Genomic DNA, 25,407 nt, shown 5'->3' with positions numbered 1-25,407 from the left:
AATTGATGAAGCTTTTATTTTGAAAATTAATTTCCTATCCTAAAAATGGATATTTGTAATCTTGTGGTGTTACAAAAGTTTCTTTTATTAATCTAACAGATGTCCAACGTAATAAGTTTTGTGCAGAACCAGCTTTGTCATTTGTTCCAGAAGCTCTGGCTCCTCCAAAAGGTTGCTGACCTACAACTGCTCCTGTTGGTTTATCATTAATATAAAAGTTACCAGCTGCATTTTCTAACGCTTTAGATGCTTTTTCTACTATATATCTATCTGTAGAAAAAATAGCTCCAGTTAAAGCATATTCTGTAGATTCGTCTACTAATTTTAAAGAAGCTTCCCATTCAGCATCCTCATAAATATAAATGGTAATTACAGGCCCAAACAATTCTGTTGTGATGGTTGCATAAGTTGGCGATTTTGCCAAAATTACGGTTGGCTGAATAAAATATCCTTTTGATTTATCATGATTTCCACCAATAATAACCTCTGCATCAGTATCTTCTTTTGCAGCATCAATATATTTTGCAATTTTATCAAAAGAACCTTCGTGAATTACCGCATTTATAAAGTTTGATGGATCTTCTGGAGAACCCATTTTTAACTCTGATGTTTGTTGTTTTAAGTGTTTTAAAACATCATCCCAAATAGAAGTAGGTATGTAAGCACGTGAAGCAGCAGAACACTTTTGACCTTGATATTCAAACGCACCTCTTGTAATTGCGGTTGCTACTTGTAATGGATTTGCTGAATTATGCGCCCAAATAAAATCTTTACCACCAGTTTCTCCTACAATTCTTGGGTAAGTTTTATAATTGTGGATGTTGTTACCAATCTGTTTCCATAAGTTTTTAAATACAGTGGTAGAACCTGTAAAGTGTAATCCAGAGAAATCTGGAGATGTTAAACAAGTATCAGAAATCATTACAGGATCTCCGTAAACTACGTTAATTACACCATCAGGTAAACCAGCTTCTTTAAATAAATCTACAATAACTTGTGCAGAATATGCTTGATGATCAGATGGTTTCCAAACTACAACATTACCCATTAAAGCTGCTGCTGCAGGTAAATTTGCTGCAATAGAAGTAAAGTTAAAAGGAGAAATTGCATACACAAAACCTTCTAAAGGTCTGTACTCAACTCTGTTCCAAATTCCTGGTGCAGATGCTGGCTGATCTTTAAAAATATCTGTCATGTATTGTACATTAAATCTAAAGAAATCTACCATTTCGCAAGCTGCATCAATTTCTGCTTGGTGCACGTTTTTAGATTGTGCAATCATAGTTGCAGCATTCATTTTAGCTCTGTAAGGACCTGCTAGTAATTCAGCTGCCTTTAGAAAAATCGATGCTCTTTCCATCCAAGAAACAGAAGACCATGCTTCTCTTGCAGCTAATGCAGTTTCTATAGCTTCATCTACGTGTTTTTTTTCTGCTGTATGATATTGCCCAACTACGTGTTGATGATCGTGAGGAGGTGTAATGTTTTTTGTGTTTCCTGTTCTAACTTCTTGTCCGTTTATATACATAGGCACATCAACAGAACTATTGTACATTGTTTTATATGTAGCTAATAATTCTTCTCTTTCTGGAGAGCCAGGAGCATAAGTTTTTACAGGTTCATTTACTGCAACTGGAACATTAAAAAATCCTCTTGTCATTTTGTATGTTTTTAAATTTGAATCGACTAATTTTGAAAGCAACAAAGTTACAATTTTTGTTTTAATAATTTTGATGCTTATTAATTGACTTTTGTTGAGTTATAATCAATATTATTATAAGAATGTGTTATTTATGATAATTAAGAAATGTAGTAAATGTGTACAGTAACTTATCTTCCTATAGGTAAAAATAGTTTTATTTTAACTTCTAATAGAGATGAAACTCCGTTAAGAAAAACAATTCCGCCAAAAACGTACATAGAGAATGATGTAACATTAACCTACCCAAAAGACGAATTAGCGGGTGGAACATGGATTGGTACAAGCCATAAAAATAGATTAGTTTGTTTGTTAAATGGCGGATTTAAAAATCATAAAAGAGAGTTGCCTTATAAAATGAGTAGAGGTATAATTGTTAAAAATTTACTTGCTACGGATGATGCAGTTGCTTACATCCATAATTTTGATTTTAACAACATAGAACCATTTACTTTAATTTTAATCGATTGGAAATCTGAATTTTCAATCTACGAGTTGGTTTGGGATGGAACAAAAAAACACTTTAAAAAATTGCCACAAGAACCAAAAATATGGTCATCTTCTACGTTGTATACAGCAGAAATGCAACTACAAAGAGAAAAATGGTTTGCAGATTGGCTGAAGAATAATCCTATTTTTTTAAAAGAAAAAATTTTAGAGTTTCACAATAATGACTCTCTAGGAAATTCTGAAACATCAATTAAAATGAAACGCGAATTTATAGAAACTGTAAGTATTACATCAATCTTAAAAAAAGACAATGATGTTGCTTTTAATTATTTTGATTTGGCTGAAATAGAAGTATAGTTTTTATTTAAAACAGTGCAAAAGAGATCAGAAAAACAAAAATAATTCCGAAAGCTGCAACAATAGAATAACAAATGTTTAAAAGAATAAATTTTGAAAATGTTTTAAAGTACCCTTGTTGATAGAATTTTTTCATGGCAATAATCAAATAGAGTAAAAATAGGATAGTAAATATCCCTAATTGCGGTTTAAATTCGAATATTCTAAGTAGAAAGAATATAGAAAAAAGCATAAAAAATACAGTTTGCACGTGAAAAACAAAGATCAAGTGATCTATGTATCCGAATTTTCTTCTAATGTAAAAAAGCTTTAAAAACAAGGTAAAAAAAGGCAATAATATAAATAGAGAAATGGATCCTGAAGATAAAATCTGACTAAAAAACTGTTGTCTACTTTCTTCGTTTTCTGTAAAAGAATACAAGGTTTTAGCTCTTGTAAATAAAAAACGATTGGTAAAAGTTTTATCAAAACCTAAAGAATCTAAGGCAACATCCATTTTAGAATCTGGATATTTTTTTACATAATCTGTAAACTTATCTAACTTAGTATAACCACCAAAATTAAAATTTAAGTCTTTCTTATCTTTTGTTTTTGTAGTGTCTCTAGCTTCTTTTTCAACTTCATCTAAAATTGCTTTTCTTGCAGGTTCTGGTATTGGTATAAAAGTTGATTTTAAATCTTTATCTAATTTTTGTTGTATTGAATCTATTTCTGCATCAGTAGGTACTTTTTTCTTTTTTTGTAAGGTGTCTTTTTTAATTACTTCTGCAATTTCTGCGGAACTTTCTCTGGCTAAAGCTTCATATTTTTCTATAGTTTTAAACAAACCAACAATTAAAAAAAAGAGGATAGAAGCTGTTAAGTAAAAACGAAAAGGATTAGAATAGCGTTGTCTTTTACCATCTATATAATCTCTAGAAACTTTACCAGGTTTTGTTAAAAGCGGAATTATTGTTTTCCAAAACTTGGCATCAAAATTAAAAAGACCATTAAAAACTTCGTGAACAAAATTTTTGAAAGTTATTTTATTCCCTTTGTTCGTTTGACCACATTCAGGACAAAATTTTTCGCCGCCAAAAAATGGATGTCCACAATTTAGACATTCTGGATCTTTAATTTTAGCAACTTTATTTTTTTTTCTAGTTAGTTTGATAAGACTTGAGTTGAGAGTTGGAATGTGGGAATAATAACATTAAATTCTTCTAAAGTTTCTAGGTTTTCCATTTTATAAAAACCTTTCATAGCTCCAATATTCGATTCTAAAAAACAACCAGAACTATAAGAATAAGTGTCGTTCGGATTTAAAATAGGCGTTTGCCCAACAACACCTTCGCCTGCAACAGTTTCTGTTTTATTAAGCGAATCGTAAATTTTCCAAAACCGTTCTGTTAATTTAACGGTTTGCAAAGAATTATTTTCTATGGTAATAAAATAAGCGAATACATAATACAGTCTATTATTTCTATAGCTTGTACCATTATATTTCGTGTGTACAGAAATTTTAATTCCTTTTGTAATTTGTTCTACCATTCAGGGTAAATGTAGTTTTTTTGAACAAAAAACACAAGTCAAAAATCAATTATCTATTTTGATCAAAATAAGCAGTGCCAACTCCAATAACTCTATCGTATAAACCGCCAAAAGGTTTGTAATATGCTAGTACTGTATATTGGTTTTCTGTTTGATAAAAATTTCCATTTATGGCATTTGTATCAACAGAATTAAATTTGTCTACAGTAGCAAAAGTATAATTGTAAAAACCTTGTTTTAAAAGCAAGTTTGCTTTGTAACTTTTGTCTTTAAAATCATAAGTCATTTTGGCATTTTCTTTAATTTCAAAATTATTAAAAGCACCATAAATATAGACATCTTTGTCTATAAAAGGAGCATCAGCAAATAAGGTAAAATGCATCATAGCATAATCTGCTTCTGTGTTGGTGTCATTTCCTTCTAAAGTTCTAATTACAAACTGCCCATTAATATCAGGGTTATATCTGTAAGATAAATACTCATTATATGTATAAGGATATAAATAATGATGAAAAATATCTTTCATTTCAATTCTAACCGTATTTACACTTCTATTTCTGATGAGTTTGCTGTCAAAATTTAAATATTCGTTTCCGCCATCAAAATTGGTTTTATTAGCGTAAGTGTATAACAATTGGTTTTGTTTAAAAAATGTTGGCTGTAAATCTGTAATTTTTTCATTCCAGTTTTCATTTTTTAAGACTACTACATTTATTTCTTGTGACGGATTATTGATGCGTAAATTAGGATGATTTATCGAAAACTCAACAGTTTGCTGTGTTTGTAAAGTTTTAGCATTTCTGCTTCTTGAAACTTGTACACCAATAATTGCAGCACTTTCGTAAAGCACAAATTTTCTGGTAAAAACAACTTCATCATCATCATTTAAAACAGATAAAAGGTAGTTTCCACTTTTGGTAATTACGGTATTTATATTCGGGATTTTTACAGAATAATGCGAATAACTCTGAAAAGTATTAAAAGAATTGGTAACATCTATTATGGTATTTTCATCAAAACCATCTATAAATTGGCTAGAGAGTAATCTGCTTTTTTGCCAATCATGGGTCATGTGTTCAATTCTATATTTGTAATCTTTTGCATCTGCGTCTAAATCATCAAAAGACAATTCTAAAACAGTGCCTAAAGGTACAATTGAAGAATAATTATTTTCTTGTAAGGGTCTTAACTGAATCGATTTTATGTTTTGCGAAATTGAATTTAAGCTCCATAAAACAAAACATATTCGTAAAAATTGATTTAACATATTACAAAAATAAGTATTCATTTTTCAGAATAATCAAATTTTAAGCCAAATTTTAACACTACAAGGTTTTCGTTTAATTTTAATTATTTAGAATAAATATAAATAATAAATTTAAGCTTTAAATTGTGTCTAAAACAAGATGTAAAATCCGTAAATTTGCGTGATTTTTTTAGATAATTAAAATTCCAAATTTACTATGTCAAAAGACATTCGTATTAAAAAAGGCTTAGATATTAAGCTTGTTGGTATTGCAGAAAAAAACACTACAAAAAGTTCTTTAAGTAGTATTTATGCAATAAAACCAGAAGATTTTCACGGAATTATACCAAAGCTTGTTGCCAAAGAAGGTGCAGAAGTAAAGGCAGGAGAGACACTTTTTTACTCAAAAAGTGACGAACGCATTTTATTTCCAAGTCCTGTTTCTGGTAAAGTTGTAGAGGTAATTCGTGGAGCAAGAAGAAAAGTTTTAACCATAAAAATTGCTGCTGATGATACTCAAGTTCATAAAGATTTTGGAGTAGTAGATGTTGCCAAAATGTCTGAACAAGATGTAAAAAATCATTTGTTTACTTCTGGGTGTTGGCCATTTATAAAACAACGTCCTTATGATGTTGTGGCAAACCCTAATCAAGCTCCAAAAGCAATTTTTATTTCTGGCTATGCAAGTGCGCCATTAGCTGCAGATTTAGAGTATACTTTAGCTGGTAAAGAAGCTGAGTTACAAGCTGCAATTAATGCAGTATCTAAATTAACAGAAGGTAAAGTACATCTTTCAGTTGGTGCAAACTCTAATTCAGTTTTATCAAAATTAACGGGTGTAGAGTTGCATAAAGTTTCTGGTCCACATCCATCAGGTAATGTAGGTACGCAAATTGCAAACATAGATCCTATTAATAAAGGAGAAGTTGTTTGGGTTGTAACGCCTCAAGATTTGGTTGTAATTGGTGAGTTGTTGTTAACAGGTAAATTTAATGCAGAAAGAACAGTTGCATTAACAGGTTCTCAATTTAGTAAGCCACAATATGTAACTGCAATTGCAGGTGCAACCATATCAGATCTTACCAAAGGTAATTTAAATGCCGATAATACTAGAATTATTAGTGGTAATGTGTTGTCTGGTAATCAAGTAGAGGAAGATGGTTTCTTAGGTTATTATGATAACCAAATTACTGCAATTCCAGAAGGAGATGATTACGAGTTCTTTGGATGGAACAAACCCATCTTTAATAAAATATCTACTTCAAGAGCATTAACTTTTTCTTGGTTAAATCCTAAGAAAAAGTACGATTTAGATACCAATACAAATGGAGAACATAGAGCTTTTGTGGTTACAGGTTCTTATGAAGAAGTTTTTCCTTTAGATATTTATCCAATGCAATTGTTAAAAGCATTTATGATAAAAGATTTAGATGAAATGGAAGCATTAGGTGGTTATGAAGTAGCTCCAGAAGATTTTGCATTAACCGAATTTATTTGTGTGTCTAAACAACCACACCAAAAAATAATTCGTGAAGGTTTAGATTTAATGAGACAAGAATTAGGATAAGATTATGGGCTTAAAACAAAATTTACATAATTTAAAAGAAAAATATAAAGGGACAAAAATGGCACCTGCATTCAATGCAATCCATACCTTTTTATATTTACCAAATGAAGTTACTCATGGAGGAACTCATATAAAAGCAGCAGACGACTTAAAACGTACAATGAATATTGTAATTATGGCACTAGTGCCATGTTTACTATTTGGTATGTTTAATGCAGGTTATCAACATTATGCAGCTATAGACAGTTCTTTAAGAACTGATGTTTTAGCAAACTTTTTTACTTGGGATAACCTTTGGATAGGAATTATAAAAGTATTACCCTTAGTAATTGTTTCTTATGGAGTTGGTTTAGGTGTAGAATTCATTTTTGCTATCATTAAAGGTCACGAAGTAGAAGAAGGTTACTTAGTAACAGGTATGTTAGTTCCATTAATTGTTCCTGTTGATACACCTTTATGGATGTTAGCAGTTGCAGTTGTTTTTGGAGTTGTAATTGGTAAAGAAGTTTTTGGGGGCACAGGTATGAATATCTTAAACCCAGCTTTAACCATTAGAGCTTTCTTATTTTTTGCATATCCAACTTGGATGTCTGGAGATAAAGTTTGGGTTTACGATGCTGTAAATAGAACAGGTACTCCAGACGCAATTTCTGGTGAAACTATTTTAGGTAGTTATGCACAGAACCAAGAAGTAATTTACTCGAATTGGGATAAATTTATGGGCTTTATACCAGGTTCAGTTGGTGAAACATCAACATTCTTAATCTTATTAGGAGCCGCTTTCTTAATTTTTACAAAAATAGGAAGTTGGAGAATTATAGTATCAACATTTATTGGTGCTGCAGTTATGGGGTTAATTTTTAACGGAATTGTAAATGCAGACATTATTACTGAGTCTAGTAAATTCTACGGATTAATGAACACAGTTTGGTGGGAACACTTAATGATTGGTGGTTTAGCATTTGGTGCTGTTTACATGGCAACAGATCCAGTAACAGCATCCCAAACAAATAAAGGAAAATGGATTTACGGTTTCTTAATTGGTTTTATTTCAATTATGATTCGTGTATTTAATCCTGCATATCCAGAAGGTGTATTTTTAGCAATCTTATTAATGAATGTTTTTGCACCAACTATAGATCATTATGTAGTTCAAGGTAATGTAAAAAGAAGATTAAAACGTACTAAAGTTAAAACTGCCTAATTATGAGTAAGAGAACAGATAGTAATAGTTATACAATGATTTTCGCTATTGTAATGGTGGTAATCGTTGGTTCTTTGTTGGCTTTTTTAGCTTCGTCTTTAAAACCAGCTATCAAAGAAAATGAAAGAATAGAAAAGCAACAGAATATTCTGTATGCAATGGGTGTAAATGAAAACGATGAGTCTAGTGCTACATTTGTATCAACATCAGTAGCAGGAGAAGAGTTTGCAAAATACATTAAAAAACAAATTGTTATAGAAGGAGATAAAATTTCTGAAAATGACGAGGCGTATTTAATCGATGTAAAAAAGCAACAAGCAAATGCTAAAGAAGGTAAAACTAGAAAATTGCCTTTATTTATTGGAGAGAAAGATGGTAAAACTTACTATGTAGCTCCAATTAGAGGTAAAGGTTTATGGGATGCCATTTGGGGTTATGTTTCTATGGATGAAAATATGGTAGTACAAGGTGCTTATTTCGATCATAAAGGAGAAACACCAGGTTTAGGTGCCAACATAAAACAACGTTATTTTATGGATGATTTTTACGGAGAGCATTTGTTAACAGAAGCAGGAGTTTTTAAAGGAATTACTGTAGCTAAAGGAAATAACGACCCAAAAAACGAAGATAAAACAGATTATGAGGTAGATGCAATTGCTGGTGCAACAATTACTGGTGATGGTGTATCTGCAATGATTAAGAAAGACTTAGCATTGTATGTGCCTTATTTTAAATCATTAAAAAAATAATTTATGGGACTTTTATCAAAAAAAGACGCAGCATTAATTAAAGATCCATTATTAGATAACAATCCAATTACAATTCAAGTATTAGGTATCTGTTCTGCATTAGCAATTACTGCAGAGCTAAAAGCTTCTATTGTAATGTCAATTTCTGTATTATTCGTATTAGGAGTTGGTAACGTAGTTATCTCTTTAATGAGAAACATTATACCATCAAAAATTAGAATTATTGTGCAACTTATTGTTGTGGCAACATTGGTAATTATTGTTGATTTAGTTTTAAAAGCTTTTGCTTATGAGTTAAGTAAAACCTTATCCGTTTTTGTTGGTTTAATTATAACAAACTGTATTATTATGGGGCGTTTTGAAGCTTTTGCTTTAGGTAATGGACCATGGAGATCTTTCCTAGATGGTATTGGTAACGCAGTGGGTTATGGTATTATCTTAATTGCAGTTGGTTTCTTTAGAGAATTGTTAGGTTCTGGTACTTTATTAGGATTTAAAGTGTTAGGAGATCCTATAGAAAAAACAGGATTATATGCAATAGGATATGAAAATAACGGATTTATGTTATTATCGCCAATGGCATTAATTGTTGTAGGTATTATAATTTGGGTACAAAGAAGTAAGAATAAATCATTAATCGAAGAAGCATAGAAATTATGGAACATATAGAATTATTTTTCAAATCGATTTTTATAGATAACATGGTTTTCGCAACCTTTTTAGGGATGTGTTCTTACCTTGCTGTATCTAAAAAAGTATCTACTGCTGTTGGTTTAGGAGCTGCTGTAATCTTTGTATTGGCGGTAACTGTACCTTTAAACTGGCTGTTAGATCAATATATTTTAAAAGATGGAGCTTTAGCTTGGTTAGGAGAAGAATATGCAAGTTACGATTTAAGCTTTTTATCATTTATCATGTTTATTGCAACCATTGCAACAATGGTACAATTGGTAGAGATTATTGTTGAAAAGTTTTCACCATCTTTATACAATTCTTTAGGTATTTTCCTACCATTAATCGCAGTAAACTGTGCTATTTTAGGAGGTAGTTTATTTATGCAATCTAGAGAAATTCCTTCTTTAGGATTAGCGTTTACTTATGGTATAGGTTCAGGTATTGGTTGGTTCTTGGCTATTTTAGCAATTGCTGCCATTCGTGAAAAAATTAGATATTCTTCTGTGCCACCAGCATTAAGAGGATTAGGTATTACATTTATCATTACAGGTTTAATGGCAATCGGTTTTATGAGTTTTGGAGGTATGTTAACTGGTGGAGATGAAAAGAAAGAAGAAAAACCAGCTGTAGAAGCAAAGGTAAAAGAGGTTAAAGTAAAAGAAGAAAAGGCTAAAGAAATTGTAGCTGAAAACACAAATATAAACGAGTAAAAGAATGATATTAGCAGCAGGTACAACAGGAACCATTATTGCAACAGTAGCAGCCTTTTTATTAATAACATTGTTATTGGTAACATTGTTACTATTTGTAAAACAAAAATTATCTCCTTCTGGTCCAGTAAAAATTACTATTAACGGAGAAAAAGAAATTGAAGTAAGTTCTGGTAGTACATTATTAACCACTTTAGGAAACGAAAAAATCTTTTTACCATCTGCTTGTGGTGGAGGTGGATCTTGTATTCAGTGTGAATGCCACGTTTTAGAAGGTGGAGGAGAAGCTTTACCAACAGAAGTACCTCACTTTACAAAAAAAGAATTAAAAGCAGGTGCACGTTTAGCTTGTCAAGTAAAAGTTAAACAAGACATGAACATTACAATTCCTGAAGAAGTTTTCGGAATTAAAAAATGGGATGCAGTTGTGGTAAGAAATTACAATGTAGCTTCTTTTATTAAAGAGTTTGTTGTAGAAATACCAGAAGATATGGGTTACAAAGCTGGTGGGTATATTCAAATTGAAATTCCTCCATGTGAAGTAAAATATTCAGATATGGATATTACTGCTCACCCAGAAGAGCACGATACTCCAGACAAATTCGAAGCGGAATGGAACAAATTTAAGCTACGTCCGTTAGTAATGAAAAATACTGAAACTGTAGAAAGAGCTTATTCTATGGCTTCTTACCCTGCAGAAGGTAGAGAAATTATGTTAAACGTACGTATTGCAACTCCACCATTTGATAGAGCAAAAGGTGGCTGGATGGATGTAAATCCTGGAGTTGCTTCTTCATATATTTTCAACTTGAAAAAAGGTGACAAGTGTGTAATTTCTGGTCCTTATGGAGAATTCTTTATTAATGAATCTGATGCAGAAATGTTATATGTTGGTGGTGGTGCTGGTATGGCTCCAATGCGTTCTCACTTATATCATTTATTCAGAACTTTAAAAACTGGTAGAAAAGTTACGTATTGGTATGGAGGTCGTTCTAAAGCAGAATTATTTTACATAGATCACTTTAGAGCTTTAGAAAAAGATTTTCCAAACTTTAAATTTTACATTGCTTTATCAGATCCATTAGAATCTGATAACTGGAAAGTGAAAAAAGATATTCATGACGAATCTGGTGATGGTTTTGTAGGTTTTATACATAATTGTGTTATCGATAATTATTTAAATCACCATGAATCACCAGAAGATTTAGAATTGTATTTCTGTGGACCACCATTAATGAACAAAGCTGTTCAGAAAATGGGAGAAGATTTTGGTCTTGCAGACGAAAATATTCGTTTCGATGACTTTGGAGGATAGCAAAGCGTCATTCTGAACTTGTTTCAGAATCTCATCAAACATCAAAAAACCGATTCAATTATATTTGAATCGGTTTTTTGTTGCGCTTTATTTTAAATTTTAATAAAAATATCAAGCTAAAAAGGTTTCTAGATGATAAACAGGCTCTCCATTTTCTTGTTCAAATATTTTTGAATAATCCATAACATTAGGAATATTATCCAATTTACACAATAGTGCAACTACTTCAGAAAGTCCATTGAATAAAATTTCTTTGGATGTAAAATTTTCTGGCTTTTTATTGTAATGGCAAAGAGGCGTTTTAAATCCGCAGGCATCTAAAAATACTTTTTCTATTTGTAATATTTCTAAAGGTGTATAACCATTAAACTTTCTTCCTAAATTTTGATGTACTCTACCCACATAACTCAAATTTAAAGAGCCATGATTGTTAGATAAATGTTTCCAACTATCATGATTATCTAAAATATTACCTACTGCACAAGCAGTACAATCTTCAGGATTTAATCTATTATTGTGATATGCATTGTATAGCTTTATAAGAGCTTGTTCAAGTCTTTTTGTAGTTTTCATATACTTTTGCTTTTTAATCTAACTAAAAATACTAAAATATTGCTATTAAATCAAATCAATACATACTTTAACAGTGTTTATAATAAAATTAAATAAGCCTGTTGCTGGTTTTTTTTCATCCTATTATATTGTATTTTTGATGTTCTTATTTTTGATAAATGAAAAGCATCCAAAAGATATTAAAGAAAAAGAAATACGTTAAAATAAAATTAAAGCGGATTGAAACCAATCATTTAGAATTAAAAGCAGCTATTAATGGTGTAAAAGGCAGATTTATTTTAGATACAGGAGCTTCTAATTCTTGTGTTGCTTTAGATTTAATAGCACATTTTAAGTTGGATGCCCAAGAAAGTGAAACCAAAGCTGCTGGTGCTGGAGCAACAGATATGGAAACACAGCAATCTGAAAACAATTTTTTAAAAATTGGAGATTGGAAAACTAAAAAATTCCATTTGGTATTATTCAATTTATCTCATGTTAATACAGCTTTAGTGCAACATAATGCTAAAGAAGTGCATGGAATTATTGGTGCAGATATTTTACAAAAGGGAAAAGCGTTTATAGATTATAATAAGAATATTCTATATCTAAAAAAGACAAAGAAATAATTAATTTAAAATAATTTAGAATGAGTTTACAAAAACAGGTAATGGATAAAATGAAAGAAGCTATGAAAGCAAAAGATACACTCGCTTTGCAAGCTTTAAGAGCAGTTAAGTCTGCATTTTTATTGGCAAAAACTGAAACTGGTGTTCAAGAAGAATTAACAGAAGAGCAAGAAATTAAAATTATTCAGAAACAAGTAAAACAAAGAAAAGATAGTGCAGCTGTTTTTTTAAAACAAGGTAGAGAAGATTTAGCAGAACCAGAATTGGCTGAGATTAAAATTTTGGAACAATTTTTACCAGAAGCTTTATCAGAAGAAAAAATTGAAGAAGTTGTAGTAGCTACTATTGAAAAATTAGGCGCTTCTGGAATGCAAGATATGGGTAAAGTTATGGGAATAGTTTCTAAAAAATTGGCTGGGCAAGCAGATGGAAAAACAATTTCTACTTTAGTTAAAAAGCATTTGATGAGTTAAAAACTACATCAAAATATAAAAAATGGCTCCATAGTTCAACTGAATAGAATATCAGATTTCGGCTCTGAGGGTTGCAGGTTTGAATCCTGCTGGAGTCACAAATAGGATTAAAAAAAGAAGCGATGATAAGATTTATCTTTCATCGCTCTCTTTTTAGTAACAATTATTATCTAGATAACTAGATTTTAATTTAAATAAATCTTGGGGGTTAGATTTACAATTATATTACAAATTTACATTACATTTTAATTCTGTACAATCCCCATTTATGGTGAAATTTTCTTCTCCCCATAAATGGGGAGAGTCCTCCCTATAAATGGGGAGGACTCTCTAAAAAAATGATTTAAAAATGGTAGATTATTGTCCGAATAAATGCAATTCATTAAATTCTTTGTTAACAGTAATTGTTTGCGATTCAATTGTTTCTGATTGATTTATCTCAATTTCTACATTGTCTATTTGCACTGAAGTGATCTTAAATGGTAAGTTGTGTAAATTAACGACAAACTTACTATAAGCAGCATCAAAAGTACCTTCTTTATGTTGCGTTAAAATAAATTCTTTCTTTTTACCAGTTAATTTAAAAGTACGCAAACTGTATCTTCCTTTTTTATAGTCGTAACCATCATGAGCATCATCATACAACTCAGATTTTTCTTTACCAGCCTTATAATAAACATCTAGTGTAATTTCATCAAAACTCTTTTCGCCTACATATTGTTGTACTGGGTATTTAGGAATTACAGCACCTTCTTTTATAAAGATTGGCATACTATCTATATCTGCATCAACCCAAACTTCTTTGCCACCTTCTATGATTTCTTTAGTCCAGAAGTTGTACCATTTACCTCTTGGTATATACATTCTTCTACCTTTTGCGTTTGGTTCTTGAATAGGACAAACTAAAATTTGTTCTCCATAAACAAATTCATCACTTCTATAATGTGTTTGTGCATCTTCTTGATCGAATAAAACCAAAGATTTTAAAATTGGAGTTCCGTGGTTAATGTGTTTCCAGAAAGCAGTATATAAATATGGTAATAATTGATATCTTAATTCAACGAATTTTCTTACTATATCTGTAATTTCTTGACCAAAAACCCAAGGTTCTTGATCTCCATGATCACCTGATGAATGTACTCTACAGAATGTATGGAAAACTCCTAATTGAATCCATCTTGCAAAAAGTTCTCCTTGTGGTTGTTCTGCAAAACCTCCAATATCAGATCCTGCAAAAGAAAAACCAGACATTGCCATTCTTTGCGCTTGGTTATTTGCAATTGCTAAATGTTCCCAAGTGGCAACATTATCTCCCATCCAAGTTGATGTATATCTTTGAGTACCTGAATATGCAGCTCTTGTAATTACAAAAGGTCTTTTTGGATATGCATATTTTTTTAATCCGTGGTAAGTGGCACGCGCCATTTGCATACCATAGATATTGTGTGCTTTTCTATGAGAACAGTGATTGCCATCATAATTGTGACGAACATCATTTGGAAAAGATTTGTTTGGCACATCCATAACAGCTGGCTCATTCATATCATTCCAAACTCCTTTTACACCAATATCTTCTATTAATTCTTGAAATAAACCAGACCACCATTCTCTAACTTCTGGTTTTGTATAGTCTGGAAAATAACATTCTCCTGGCCAAACTTTACCTTTCATATAAGGGCCATCTGCACGTTTACAGAAATAATCTTTATCTAAAGCTTCTTTAAAAACGTCGTATTCTAAATCTATTTTAATTCCTGGATCTATAATAACTACGGTTTTAAAACCATCTTCTTCTAACTCAGTTACCATTCTTTTTGGATCTGGGAAATGATTTTTATCCCAAGTAAAACAACGGAAACCATCCATATAATCGATGTCTAAATATATAGCATCACAAGGAATTTGTAAATCTCTAAAGGTTTTAGTTATGTGTTTTACATTACTTTCTGGGTAATAACTCCATTTACATTGATGAAAACCTAAAGCCCATAAAGGAGGTAATGCATGAGGTTTACCAGTTAAATCTGTATAATTGGCAACAACATCTTGCATTTTTGGTCCATAGATAAAATAGTAATCCATTTCGCCACCTTGCGCCCAGAAACTAGTTACATTTCTTCTTTCTTGCGCAAAATCGAAATAAGTTCTAAACGTATTATCAAAGAAAATACCATAAGCTTTATTGTTGCATATAGAGGTGTAAAAAGGGATGGCTTTATAAATTGGGTCTGTATTTTTACCAAAAGCATAAGAATCTGTTACCCAGTTTTCGAAACGTTTCCCTTTTAGGTTTACATCTACTGGCTTATCACCTAAGCCATAATAACTTTCTGCTTTTTGTGATATTTTACTCATTTTTACAATATCACCACCAAACTCATAGCTTTCTTCCCAATGAAAACCAATTTCGTCTTCATTAATTAAAACCATATCTGTAGCATCGTAAATACTAACTTGCAAGCTTAGTTTTTCTATTTTACAGATTAATTTAGAAGTAGTGATGATATAATGTAGCTCATCTTCAGTAATTTCTAAAAAACTGTATCCTCTAGAGGCGTGCATTGTAATTCCATAAGAAAAATCGTTTTCAAATTTTCCTGTAGTGGCGTATCTAAAGCGTATAACACTATCTCTAACTACTGTTACCTGTAAAATAACATTGTTTTTTGTGGTAAAGTAGAGTGTATCTACATCTTTTTTATAACTTATTATTTGCGAAGGAAATAAATTCCCTTTTTGTTCTAATTCAGTATTGACAATCATAATTGATTTTTTTTAGACGATTAGCTTTGTAAATTTTATAAATAAGAATAATTAATAAAAATTTTCTATGTTGATTTACTGCTTATGTTAAAAACAAAAATATTGCTTATTTATTTAAAAATAAACTGAATAAGTCAACTTTTAGTAAATTTTTCGTATAATTTTTATTGTGATAATATTGATAAGTTTTTTTAAGAAGTACATAAAAAAAACCTCTTTTTTTATCAATATTAGCGATAAAAAAAAGAGGCTTTATTTTACTTTTTATACTTAAATGCTAGCATACCTAGAGGAGGAAGATTTAATTCGATTGAGTTTTCACGGTTGTTCCATGTTAACTCTTCAGATTTTAAATTGGTGTTTTTATAATTGTCTGTACCATAATATTTTTTGGCATCGCTATTAAAAACCATTTTTAAATTCCCTGCTTTTGGTAAGCCTATTCTATATTTTTCTCTAGGAACTGGTGTTAGATTTAAAACCACAATTATATTTTCTGCCTCATTTTCTCCTTTTCTAATATAAGATAAAACGGAATTTAAATGATCTCCATGATCAATCCATTCAAAACCATGATAAGAGAATTGTTTTTGATATAAAGCAGGTTCGTTTTTGTAAAAAATATTTAAGTCTTTAACCAGTTCTTGTGCGCCTTTATGTACATCATATTCTAATAAATGCCAATCTAAACTTCCTTGAAAGTTCCATTCACTTGTTTGGCCAAATTCACCACCTTGAAACAATAATTTTGTTCCAGGATGTGTATACATTAAAGAATATAGTAATCTTAAGTTTGCAAATCGTTGCCATTCATCCCCTGGCATTTTGCCAACGATAGATTTTTTTCCATAAACTACTTCATCATGCGATAATGGCAACATAAAGTTTTCGGTAAAAGCATAATTTAAACTAAATGTTAAATCGTTTTGGTGATGCTGTCTATATATAGGTTCTTTCTTAAAATAATCTAGAGTATCATGCATCCAACCCATCATCCATTTCATTCCAAAACCTAAACCACCATCGTAAATGGGTCTAGAAACTTTAGAAAATGATGTAGATTCTTCTGCAATGGTTTGTACATCAGGAAAAGAAGCATACACTTCTGTATTCATTTCTTTAATAAAATCGATGGCTTCTAAATATTCTCTGCCTCCATATTTATTTGGTTCCCATTCACCATCTTTTCTAGAATAATCTAAGAATAGCATAGAAGCTACAGCATCTACACGTAAGCCATCTATATGAAATTGATCTAACCAATAAATGGCATTGCTAATTAAAAACGCTTTTACTTCGTTTCTACCGTAATTAAAAATTAAACTTTTCCAATCTTGATGGTATCCTTTTCTTCTGTCTGGATGTTCGTATAAATGTGAACCATCAAAATAACCAAGACCATGATCGTCTGAAGGAAAGTGAGAAGGAACCCAATCTAAAATGACGCCAATTCCTTTTTTATGAAATGCATCTACCAAATATTTAAAATCGTCTGGATACCCAAAACGTGCAGTAGGTGCAAAGTATCCTGTTAATTGATACCCCCAACTTGGGTCATAAGGATACTCCATAATAGGCATAAATTCTACGTGGGTAAAATTCATGTCTGCTACATAATCTACAAGTTCTTCGGCTAATTCTCTATAACTTAAAAATCTATTTTCTTCGATTTGTTTTTTCCAAGAGGCTAAATGAACTTCGTAAACAGAGTAGGGAGCATCTAATGCATTTTTTTTCTTTCTGGTTTTCATCCAAGATTTATCTTGCCAAGAATAATCATCTGACCAAACTTCTGAAGCAGTTCTTGGTGGATGCTCACATCTTCTGGCAAAAGGATCTGCTTTTTCTGTGGTTACATTATTATGAGAGCTTTTTATCTTGTATTTGTACCTAGTACCTTTACCTACATTTGGTATAAAACCTTCCCAAATTCCACTGCCATCCCATCTAACATATAGTTGATGTTCGGTTTCTTGCCAAAAATTAAAATCGCCAATTACGGATACAGATTTTGCACTTGGAGCCCAAACAGCAAAATAAGTACCTTCTACATTATGAAGTGTAGTAATATGCGATCCAAATTTTTCGTATAATCGATAATGTTTTCCTGCTTTAAATAAATTAATGTCGAATTCTGTAAATAAACTATGAGCTATAACGTTTGGCATGTATTTTTTTATAAGTTGGGTATTGTTAAATTTTTGTTCCTTTAGGGATTGTTGCACCTTTTTTAACAACTACAATACCGTCTTTAATTAAATAGTTATCTGTTTCTGTATCTTCTAAATGATCACCTCCATTTATGGTAACATCATCTCCAATTCTTGAGTTTTTATCTAAAATACAATTGTTAATTGTACATCGATCTCCAATACCTAAAACATTTTCTATGTTGTTGGTTTCTATTTGTTTTAAAGATTCGTAAGTATCATTACCCATCATATAAGTGTTGGTAACCACACTATTTTTTCCTATTCTAGATCTTACACCAATTACACTTCTTTCAATTTTATCTGCATGAATAATACATCCATCAGAAATTACGGCTTTATTTAATAAGGTTCCAGAAATTTTTGAAGTTGGTAATATTCTTGCTCTTGTATAAATTCTGTTTTCATCGTATAAATTAAACTTAGGAATATCGTCTGTTAAACCTAAATTTGCTTCGAAGAAAGATTGAATTGTTCCAATATCTGTCCAATATCCTTCATATTGATAACTTACAGTTTTGTGATCGTGAATGGCATTGGGTATAATTTCTTTTCCAAAGTCTATGGTATCTGGGTTTTTCATAAGTTCTACCAATAAATCTCTGTTAAAAATATAAATCCCCATAGAAGCCAAATAGTTTCTACCTTCACTTTTCATTTCATCACTAACATCAGAAGTCCAATCTGGCAATAAAGATGCATCTGGTTTTTCTATAAATGAAGTTATTGTGTTTTCGCTATTAGTTTTTAAAAGACCAAAACCTGTAGCTTCTTTAGCAGTTACAGGATAAGTAGCTATAGAAATTTCGGCATTACTTTCTTTATGTTTTTCGATCATTTGCTGAAAATCCATATTGTATAATTGATCTCCAGATAAGATTAATGCATATTCGAATTCGTTCTGTAAAAAGTGATGCATGCTTTGCCTAACTGCATCTGCTGTACCTTGAAACCATTTATCACTTTGCATGGTTTGTTCTGCAGCTAAAACGTCTACAAAAGCTTGACTAAAAAAACTAAAGTGATAGGTGTTTTTTATATGTTGATTTAATGAAGCAGAATTGAATTGTGTTAAAACATACATTCTTTTAATGTTAGAATTAATACAATTAGAAATAGGAATATCTACTAATCTGTATTTACCAGCAATAGGTACAGCAGGTTTAGATCTGTCTGCTGTTAATGGATAAAGTCTAGAGCCTTGTCCACCTCCTAAAATTATTGATAATACACTGTTATTGGTCATAGTTTATTTTTTTAAAGATTTATATAAGTTTATATATTCTTGGGCAGAATTGTTCCAAGAATGATCGATTGTCATTATGTGTTTAGCGTTTTTTACGAATTCTTTTTTATCTTGATAGAATGTGTTTGCTCTTTCTATGGCAGTTACAACATTGTTTACAGTAACTCCATAATGCCTAATTCCGAAACCATTTTCTTGTTCTAGATCTATTATAGTGTCTTTTAAACCACCAATGGCATTTACTATTGGCATGGTACCATAGCGTAATGAATACATTTGGTTTAAACCACAAGGTTCTACTCTAGAAGGCATTAAAATAAAATCTGCACCTGCATAAATAATATGAGACAGTTTTTCATCGTAACCTATATATGCGTTATAGTTTTCGGTTTCTTGTAGAGCTTTTAATTTTTTCTCTGTTTCTTTATTACCAGATCCTAATAATAGTATAGAAATATCATTTTCTGCTAAGGCCTTCTTAAAGATTTCTGGAAATAAATCACTACCTTTTTCACCTACTAATCTTCCTATAAAAGCAAAAAGTGGTTTGTTTATGTCTAAGTTAAACTCATTACAAAGCCATTCTTTATTTGCTTTTTTACCAGAAACAACTGTAGATTTGCTGTAGTTTTTTATAAGATAGTTATCGGTTTCAGTATTCCAAACATTCCAATCAATTCCATTTAAAATACCAATACACTTATCACTTTCTTGGTTTAATAAGTTTTCTAAGCCATTAGCACTTTGTTTTAACTCGTTCATATAAGAAGGAGAAACTGTAGTTACAGCCCAGGCACATTTAATTGCCGCCGCAAGCGGATTAATAATGCTATTCCAATCTAATAAACCAACATTTTGAAAATTAAACTCAGGAATTAAATATACTTTTCTATGAGAAAACCAACCTTGATATTGCGCATTATGAATGGTTAGAATTGTTGGTATAAATCGTAAAGATTTGTATTTATAAGACTGTGTCATCATAAAAGGAATTAAACCTGTATGATGATCATGAATGTGAATAATATCTGGATTTTCTTGCCAAGAGCTAATCCAATCTAAGGTTGCAATCTGAAAAGCTAAAAAACGTTCGGTGTCGTCTGCAGAATACACATATTCTTTATAGATCAATTCAGGGATATCTACACAATACAAATCGAATTCTAAAGCACTATTTGTAAGCCTTAAAACTTTAAAACTTAAGGTGTCGTAACCTAAAATTAACTGATCTTCATGTACAACCTCAAAACTATTATTTTGGGTAAATGTATTGTTGTAAAAAGGCATTACAACATTACTAGTTACACTAAGTTCTCTTTGGTATTTTGGTAAAGCGCCTACTACGTCTGCTAAACCTCCAACTTTAGCTATGGGATAACATTCTGCACTTATATGTAATATGTTCAAAATAAAATTTTTAATTTCTGTCTTAAAATTACAAAAATTATATTTATTATGAGTGAAGTTTTATATAATTTCTATAAATTTAATTAAACATTAATTTTTTTATGATATTAATGAAAAGTACTTTAAATATTTAAAATAAAATTCAAAAAATACTTTAGAATAATTTTAAATAATTTTGATTTGTTATTTGGTTAGAAATGTTGGGTTTCTATTCTAAAAATAGACAGTATTTCTAGTGGTTATAATAAGAATTTCTATAGAATTTTAAAAGTTGATATTTCTAAAAACAATTAACTATTTCTATGCTTGTTGATTTCATCTTGCAATTGTCTGCGTAGTTTTTGCTCTCTCTCTATAGATTTTTTTCTATGTACTTCAAACTCTTGCTCAACATCAATTAAATTGTTTTGTGCTTGTTTAGTTAATACATTGCTTCTAGAGAATTTATAAATAAAATAAAACAGTGCTAGTAAAGAAATAACAATAATACTCCATAAAACAAGGTTATACGTTATTTTACTAAGTTGTATGCCAAAAAGAGAAATTGAATTTTCTTTTAAGTTAGAAGCTTCTAAATCTGCTTGGGTTTTAGCTAAAATTGCTTTTGTTTTTTTTATATTCTCTCTTTCTGTTTGTAGTAGGTTTTCTTTTTCTAAAATTAATTCTTTAGCATCTTGTAAAGAATCTAAAACATTTTTTTTAAGCTTTAAGAACTTTTCTTTATCTATAACTTTATATACTTGATAGGTTGTAGATATTCTGTAAATCTTATCGAACTGACCTTTTAAAGAAGTATCTTCTTGTGGTGTGTCTGGTGTGGTTTGCTGGGCAAAGAAAGAAAAACTAGTTAAAAGTACAAAAAACAATAATGTTTTAAATTTCATAATGGTGTAATTAAAGTGTGTAAATTTATGAAAAAAACCCAAACAAAAAGTTTGGGTTTTAAATATAAGCAAGTATTATTATTTATTTAATTTTATCTACAACTGCCTTAAAAGCTTCTGGGTTGTTAACGGCTAAATCTGCTAAAACCTTACGGTTTAATTCGATGTTGTTAGCTTTTACTTTACCCATAAACTGAGAGTAAGACATTCCGTTTAAACGAGCTGCTGCGTTAATACGCGTAATCCATAAAGAACGGAAGTTTCTCTTGTTGTTTTTACGGTCTCTGTATGCATAAAGCATACCTTTTTCAACCGCATTTTTTGCTACTGTGTAAACGTTTTTTCTACGTCCGAAGTAACCTTTTGCTGCCTTCAAGATTTTTTTTCTTCTATTTCTTGAGGCTACTGAATTTACTGATCTTGGCATAATTTCAATGTTTTTTGTAGTAGGCGATTCAATTAAGAATACTTTCTATTTTGCCTAACTCCATGGTTAATAATTAAATTCCCTGGTTAAACTTATTTTAAGTTTAACATTTGCTTAATGCTAGGCTCATCAGACTTGTGTACTAAAGTGTCATGAGTTAGCTTTAATTTACGTTTTTTAGACTTCTTTGTTAAGATGTGACTTTTAAACGCGTGCTTTCTTTTTAATTTTCCAGTACCAGTAACTTTAAATCGTTTTTTGGCGCTAGATTTGGTTTTCATTTTAGGCATTTCTCCTTCGTTTTAACTTGCTTAATATCTTTATTTTTAGAGTTAAAAGGTTGTTTACAAAGTAACAATGTTAAGTATATACATAACTTTATCAACCTTAAAAGAACCTTTAAACTTTAAAAATGCTTTTTTATTTTACTTTTTTAGGAGCAATAAACATAATCATACGTTTACCTTCTAATTTTGGTAATTGCTCCACTTTACCATAATCTTCTAATTCTTGAGCTAATTTTAATAATAAAATTTGCCCTTGTTCTTTAAATATGATAGAACGTCCTTTAAAGAATACGAATGCTTTTAATTTAGCTCCATCTTGTAAAAACTTAATGGCATGCTTCTTTTTAAATTCATAATCGTGTTCATCGGTTTGTGGTCCAAAACGAATTTCTTTAATAGTAACCTTTGTAGCTTTAGACTTTAAGGCTTTTTCACGTTTCTTTTGCTCATACAAGAACTTCTTGTAATCAATAATTTTACAAACAGGTGGTTTTGCTTTTGGTGATATCTCTACCAAATCCAATTCCTGTTCTTTGGCTAACTCTCTAGCTTTAGCTAAAGGATATACACCAACTTCAACGTTATCGCCCACAAGGCGAACTTCATCAACATATTTTATTTTTTCATTAATTCTATGTTGATCTTCTTTGATTACTCTTAGTGGTCTTCTAGACCTGCTTCTACGTATTGCTATGACTTATAAATTTAAATTTAACTTAATTTTTTTACGACTGATTTTTACTCAGTTTGTATTTTTCTGATGAAACCCTAATATATTAAAATTTCTTTAATGTTTTGTCTTCTTCTGCTTTTATTAAGGCGATAAATTCTTCTATTGTAAAAGTACCTATATCACCTTCTCCATGTTTTCTTACAGAAACTGTGCCATCTTGCTCTTCCTTTTCACCTACAATCACCATAAATGGGATTTTACTAACTTCGGCATCACGAATCTTTCGTCCAGTTTTTTCACTTCGACTGTCTACGAGGGCGCGAATTTCGGAATTTTCTAACGATTCTAAAACTTTTTCTGAATATTTTTGATATTTATCGCTGATAGGCAATAAGATAACCTGATCAGGAGTTAACCAAAGAGGGAAATTTCCTCCTGTATGCTCTAGTAACACTGCAATAAAACGTTCCATAGAACCAAAAGGTGCTCTATGAATCATAACTGGTCTGTGTAATTGATTATCTGATCCTTTATAAGTTAAATCGAATCGTTTTGGCAAATTATAATCAACTTGTATAGTACCTAACTGCCAACTTCTGCCTAAAGCATCTTTAACCATAAAGTCTAATTTAGGTCCGTAAAAAGCAGCTTCGCCTTCTTCAATTACATAATCTAAACCTTTGTCTTTAGCTGCAGAGATAATTGCATTTTCTGCAATTTCCCAAGTTTCAACATCACCTATATACTTGTCTAGGTTGTCCATATCTCTTATAGATACCTGTGCTGTAAAATCTTCGAAACCTAAAGAACCAAATACATATAATACTAAATCGATAACTTCTTTAAACTCTTGATCTAATTGTTCTGGTGTACAAAAAATATGAGCATCATCTTGTGTAAAACCTCTTACACGTGTTAAGCCATGTAATTCTCCACTTTGTTCATATCTATATACTGTACCAAATTCTGCAAAACGTTTTGGTAAATCTTTGTACGAGTAAGGTTTAAAGTTATAAACTTCACAGTGATGTGGGCAATTCATAGGTTTTAATAAAAACTCCTCATCCATTTTAGGTGTTTTTATTGCCTGAAAACTGTCTTCTCCATATTTTTCATAATGTCCAGAGGTTACATATAGTTCTTTCTGACCAATATGAGGGGTCATTACCATTTCATAACCTGCTTTTTTCTGTGCAGCTTTTAAAAAGTTTTCTAAACGAGAACGCAATGCAGCACCTTTAGGTAACCACAAAGGTAAACCTGCACCAACTTTTTGAGAAAAAGTAAACAGTTCTAATTCTTTCCCCAATTTTCTGTGATCACGTTTTTTTGCTTCTTCTAAAAGTTCTAAATATTCTTTAAGCATTTTTTGCTTTGGAAAAGAAATACCATAAACTCTCGTTAATTGATTGTTTTTTTCGTCACCTCTCCAATAGGCACCAGCAACATTCATAATCTTAACCGCTTTTATGATTCCTGTATTCGGGATGTGTCCTCCTCTACATAAATCTGTAAAATTGCTGTGATCACAAAATGTAATATCGCCATCAGTTAAATTTTCAATCAATTCAATTTTATATTCGTTGTTTTCTCTCTTATATAAAGATAGGGCATCAGCTTTAGAAACTTCACGCATGGTAAATTCGTGTTTTCCACGAGCAATTTCTAAAAATTTCTTTTCTATTGCAGCAAAGTCTTTTTCAGAAATAGTATCGTCGCCTAAATCTATATCATAATAAAAACCATTATCAATAGCAGGTCCAATAGTTAATTTAGCATTAGGATGAAAACTTAATATGGCCTCAGCTAAAACATGGGCAGAAGAGTGCCAAAATGCTTTTTTCCCTTCTGCATCATTAAATGTGAATAAAACTAGAGTTCCATCTGTGGTTAAAGGAGTAGTGGTTTCAATTGTTTTTCCGTTAAAACTCGCAGAAATTACATTTCTTGCTAATCCTTCACTTATGCTTTTTGCAACATCAATAGGAGTGCTATGTGCAGTGAACTCTTTAATACTTCCGTCAGGTAAAGTAATTTTAATCATTTAATTTATCTTATTTAAGGCTGCAAAGATATTAGAAAACAATATTTCATACAATATATATATCAACTTACTTAATGCTGATTGATATTTAATTGAATTTTCACTGACTTAATACATAGAATAAAACAAAGACTTATATAATAGGAAGTGTTTTCTTTAGATGATCTAGCTTATTTCTTTAGATGGTCTATAATATTATATGATAATTTGTTTAATTATATTAAGGTTTTTGTCATTTTCAAGATTGATTTCATTTCCTGATTATTAAAAACCGATATTAATTGTGTTGATTTTTGTTTGTTTGTGGTGA

General features: G+C 30.7%; 23 protein-coding genes, 1 tRNA gene and 1 pseudogene. 10 read left to right on the top strand and 15 right to left on the bottom strand.

The genetic code is table 11. The annotated features are described in order from the left end of the window. Positions 1 to 34: 34 nt before the first annotated feature. Positions 35 to 1,660, bottom strand: coding sequence for an L-glutamate gamma-semialdehyde dehydrogenase (gene pruA, locus ACWYN7_RS10430; RefSeq protein WP_462859873.1), 1,626 nt, complete (start codon positions 1,658 to 1,660; stop codon positions 35 to 37). Positions 1,661 to 1,816: 156 nt separating this feature from the next. Here pruA and ACWYN7_RS10425 point away from each other — a divergent pair, with 156 nt between their 5' ends. Beyond that, positions 1,817 to 2,506: an NRDE family protein gene (locus ACWYN7_RS10425; RefSeq protein WP_462859872.1), complete on the top strand. Its 690-nt coding sequence runs from the start codon at positions 1,817 to 1,819 to the stop codon at positions 2,504 to 2,506. A 7-nt stretch (positions 2,507 to 2,513) separates the two neighbouring features. Here ACWYN7_RS10425 and ACWYN7_RS10420 read toward each other — a convergent pair whose 3' ends face one another. The 4 genes and pseudogenes from ACWYN7_RS10420 to ACWYN7_RS10405 form a co-directional block, all read right to left on the bottom strand. Beyond that, entirely contained in the window at positions 2,514 to 3,332 is an 819-nt protein-coding gene (locus ACWYN7_RS10420; RefSeq protein WP_462859871.1) for a hypothetical protein, read from the bottom strand. A gap of 24 nt (positions 3,333 to 3,356) precedes the next feature. Beyond that, positions 3,357 to 3,530 (bottom strand): annotated as a pseudogene (locus tag ACWYN7_RS10415) (DUF3667 domain-containing protein); the annotation flags it as partial. A 119-nt stretch (positions 3,531 to 3,649) separates the two neighbouring features. Beyond that, entirely contained in the window at positions 3,650 to 4,036 is a 387-nt protein-coding gene (gene apaG, locus ACWYN7_RS10410; protein WP_462859870.1) for a Co2+/Mg2+ efflux protein ApaG, read from the bottom strand. A gap of 49 nt (positions 4,037 to 4,085) precedes the next feature. Next, on the bottom strand, positions 4,086 to 5,303 hold the full coding sequence (locus ACWYN7_RS10405) for a type IX secretion system plug protein (protein ID WP_462859961.1): 1,218 nt from the start codon (positions 5,301 to 5,303) through the stop codon (positions 4,086 to 4,088). A 196-nt stretch (positions 5,304 to 5,499) separates the two neighbouring features. Between ACWYN7_RS10405 and ACWYN7_RS10400 the strand changes: the two genes are divergently transcribed. The 6 genes from ACWYN7_RS10400 to nqrF are packed head-to-tail and all read left to right on the top strand — an operon-like array spanning position 5,500 to position 11,502. Further along, complete coding sequence (locus ACWYN7_RS10400) at positions 5,500 to 6,849, top strand: Na(+)-translocating NADH-quinone reductase subunit A (RefSeq protein ID WP_462859869.1); 1,350 nt, start codon at positions 5,500 to 5,502, stop codon at positions 6,847 to 6,849. A gap of 4 nt (positions 6,850 to 6,853) precedes the next feature. Continuing rightward, entirely contained in the window at positions 6,854 to 8,053 is a 1,200-nt protein-coding gene (locus ACWYN7_RS10395) for an NADH:ubiquinone reductase (Na(+)-transporting) subunit B (protein WP_462859868.1), read from the top strand. A gap of 2 nt (positions 8,054 to 8,055) precedes the next feature. Further along, positions 8,056 to 8,802 (top strand): Na(+)-translocating NADH-quinone reductase subunit C, encoded by a 747-nt coding sequence (locus ACWYN7_RS10390; protein WP_462859867.1) that lies wholly within the window; start codon positions 8,056 to 8,058, stop codon positions 8,800 to 8,802. Between the two features lie 3 nt (positions 8,803 to 8,805). After that, positions 8,806 to 9,453, top strand: coding sequence for an NADH:ubiquinone reductase (Na(+)-transporting) subunit D (locus ACWYN7_RS10385; protein ID WP_462859866.1), 648 nt, complete (start codon positions 8,806 to 8,808; stop codon positions 9,451 to 9,453). Positions 9,454 to 9,458: 5 nt separating this feature from the next. Next, positions 9,459 to 10,187, top strand: a complete 729-nt coding sequence (gene nqrE, locus ACWYN7_RS10380) for an NADH:ubiquinone reductase (Na(+)-transporting) subunit E (RefSeq protein ID WP_462859865.1) — start codon at positions 9,459 to 9,461, stop codon at positions 10,185 to 10,187. Positions 10,188 to 10,191: 4 nt separating this feature from the next. After that, entirely contained in the window at positions 10,192 to 11,502 is a 1,311-nt protein-coding gene (nqrF, locus tag ACWYN7_RS10375; RefSeq protein ID WP_462859864.1) for an NADH:ubiquinone reductase (Na(+)-transporting) subunit F, read from the top strand. Positions 11,503 to 11,613: 111 nt separating this feature from the next. On the opposite strand, the gene ACWYN7_RS10370 is transcribed toward nqrF, so the two are convergent. Next, complete coding sequence (locus tag ACWYN7_RS10370) at positions 11,614 to 12,075, bottom strand: Na(+)-translocating NADH-quinone reductase subunit F (RefSeq protein ID WP_462859863.1); 462 nt, start codon at positions 12,073 to 12,075, stop codon at positions 11,614 to 11,616. A gap of 158 nt (positions 12,076 to 12,233) precedes the next feature. Here ACWYN7_RS10370 and ACWYN7_RS10365 point away from each other — a divergent pair, with 158 nt between their 5' ends. From ACWYN7_RS10365 to ACWYN7_RS10355, 3 genes are all read left to right on the top strand, one after another. Continuing rightward, complete coding sequence (locus tag ACWYN7_RS10365; RefSeq protein WP_462859862.1) at positions 12,234 to 12,683, top strand: retropepsin-like aspartic protease; 450 nt, start codon at positions 12,234 to 12,236, stop codon at positions 12,681 to 12,683. Positions 12,684 to 12,703: 20 nt separating this feature from the next. Beyond that, positions 12,704 to 13,156, top strand: a complete 453-nt coding sequence (locus tag ACWYN7_RS10360) for a GatB/YqeY domain-containing protein (protein WP_462859861.1) — start codon at positions 12,704 to 12,706, stop codon at positions 13,154 to 13,156. A 24-nt stretch (positions 13,157 to 13,180) separates the two neighbouring features. Then, a tRNA-Arg gene (locus tag ACWYN7_RS10355) sits at positions 13,181 to 13,254 on the top strand. A gap of 259 nt (positions 13,255 to 13,513) precedes the next feature. Here ACWYN7_RS10355 and ACWYN7_RS10350 read toward each other — a convergent pair. From ACWYN7_RS10350 to thrS, 9 genes are all read right to left on the bottom strand, one after another. Continuing rightward, complete coding sequence (locus ACWYN7_RS10350) at positions 13,514 to 15,919, bottom strand: glycoside hydrolase family 31 protein (RefSeq protein ID WP_462859860.1); 2,406 nt, start codon at positions 15,917 to 15,919, stop codon at positions 13,514 to 13,516. Positions 15,920 to 16,176: 257 nt separating this feature from the next. Further along, positions 16,177 to 18,087: a 1,4-alpha-glucan branching protein GlgB gene (gene glgB / locus ACWYN7_RS10345; protein ID WP_462859858.1), complete on the bottom strand. Its 1,911-nt coding sequence runs from the start codon at positions 18,085 to 18,087 to the stop codon at positions 16,177 to 16,179. A gap of 25 nt (positions 18,088 to 18,112) precedes the next feature. Then, positions 18,113 to 19,375 carry a glucose-1-phosphate adenylyltransferase gene (locus ACWYN7_RS10340; RefSeq protein WP_462859857.1) on the bottom strand — a complete coding sequence of 421 codons (1,263 nt, stop codon included), beginning with the start codon at positions 19,373 to 19,375 and terminating at the stop codon, positions 18,113 to 18,115. A gap of 3 nt (positions 19,376 to 19,378) precedes the next feature. Next, on the bottom strand, positions 19,379 to 20,782 hold the full coding sequence (locus ACWYN7_RS10335) for a glycogen synthase (protein ID WP_462859856.1): 1,404 nt from the start codon (positions 20,780 to 20,782) through the stop codon (positions 19,379 to 19,381). A gap of 290 nt (positions 20,783 to 21,072) precedes the next feature. Next, a complete protein-coding gene (locus tag ACWYN7_RS10330) occupies positions 21,073 to 21,666 on the bottom strand; it encodes a hypothetical protein (RefSeq protein WP_462859855.1) in 594 nt (197 codons plus the stop codon). Between the two features lie 82 nt (positions 21,667 to 21,748). Next, entirely contained in the window at positions 21,749 to 22,093 is a 345-nt protein-coding gene (gene rplT / locus ACWYN7_RS10325) for a 50S ribosomal protein L20 (RefSeq protein ID WP_068355457.1), read from the bottom strand. Positions 22,094 to 22,185: 92 nt separating this feature from the next. Beyond that, positions 22,186 to 22,383 carry a 50S ribosomal protein L35 gene (gene rpmI / locus ACWYN7_RS10320; RefSeq protein WP_462859854.1) on the bottom strand — a complete coding sequence of 66 codons (198 nt, stop codon included), beginning with the start codon at positions 22,381 to 22,383 and terminating at the stop codon, positions 22,186 to 22,188. A gap of 130 nt (positions 22,384 to 22,513) precedes the next feature. Beyond that, positions 22,514 to 23,032: a translation initiation factor IF-3 gene (gene infC / locus ACWYN7_RS10315; RefSeq protein ID WP_462859960.1), complete on the bottom strand. Its 519-nt coding sequence runs from the start codon at positions 23,030 to 23,032 to the stop codon at positions 22,514 to 22,516. 124 nt (positions 23,033 to 23,156) lie between these two features. Next, positions 23,157 to 25,097, bottom strand: coding sequence for a threonine--tRNA ligase (gene thrS, locus ACWYN7_RS10310; protein WP_462859852.1), 1,941 nt, complete (start codon positions 25,095 to 25,097; stop codon positions 23,157 to 23,159). Positions 25,098 to 25,407 lie beyond the last annotated feature (310 nt).

The organism is Polaribacter sp. M10 (assembly GCF_054968445.1).
Note: the sequence above shows the minus strand (reverse complement) of the source record. Positions and strands in the feature narration are given on the sequence as shown.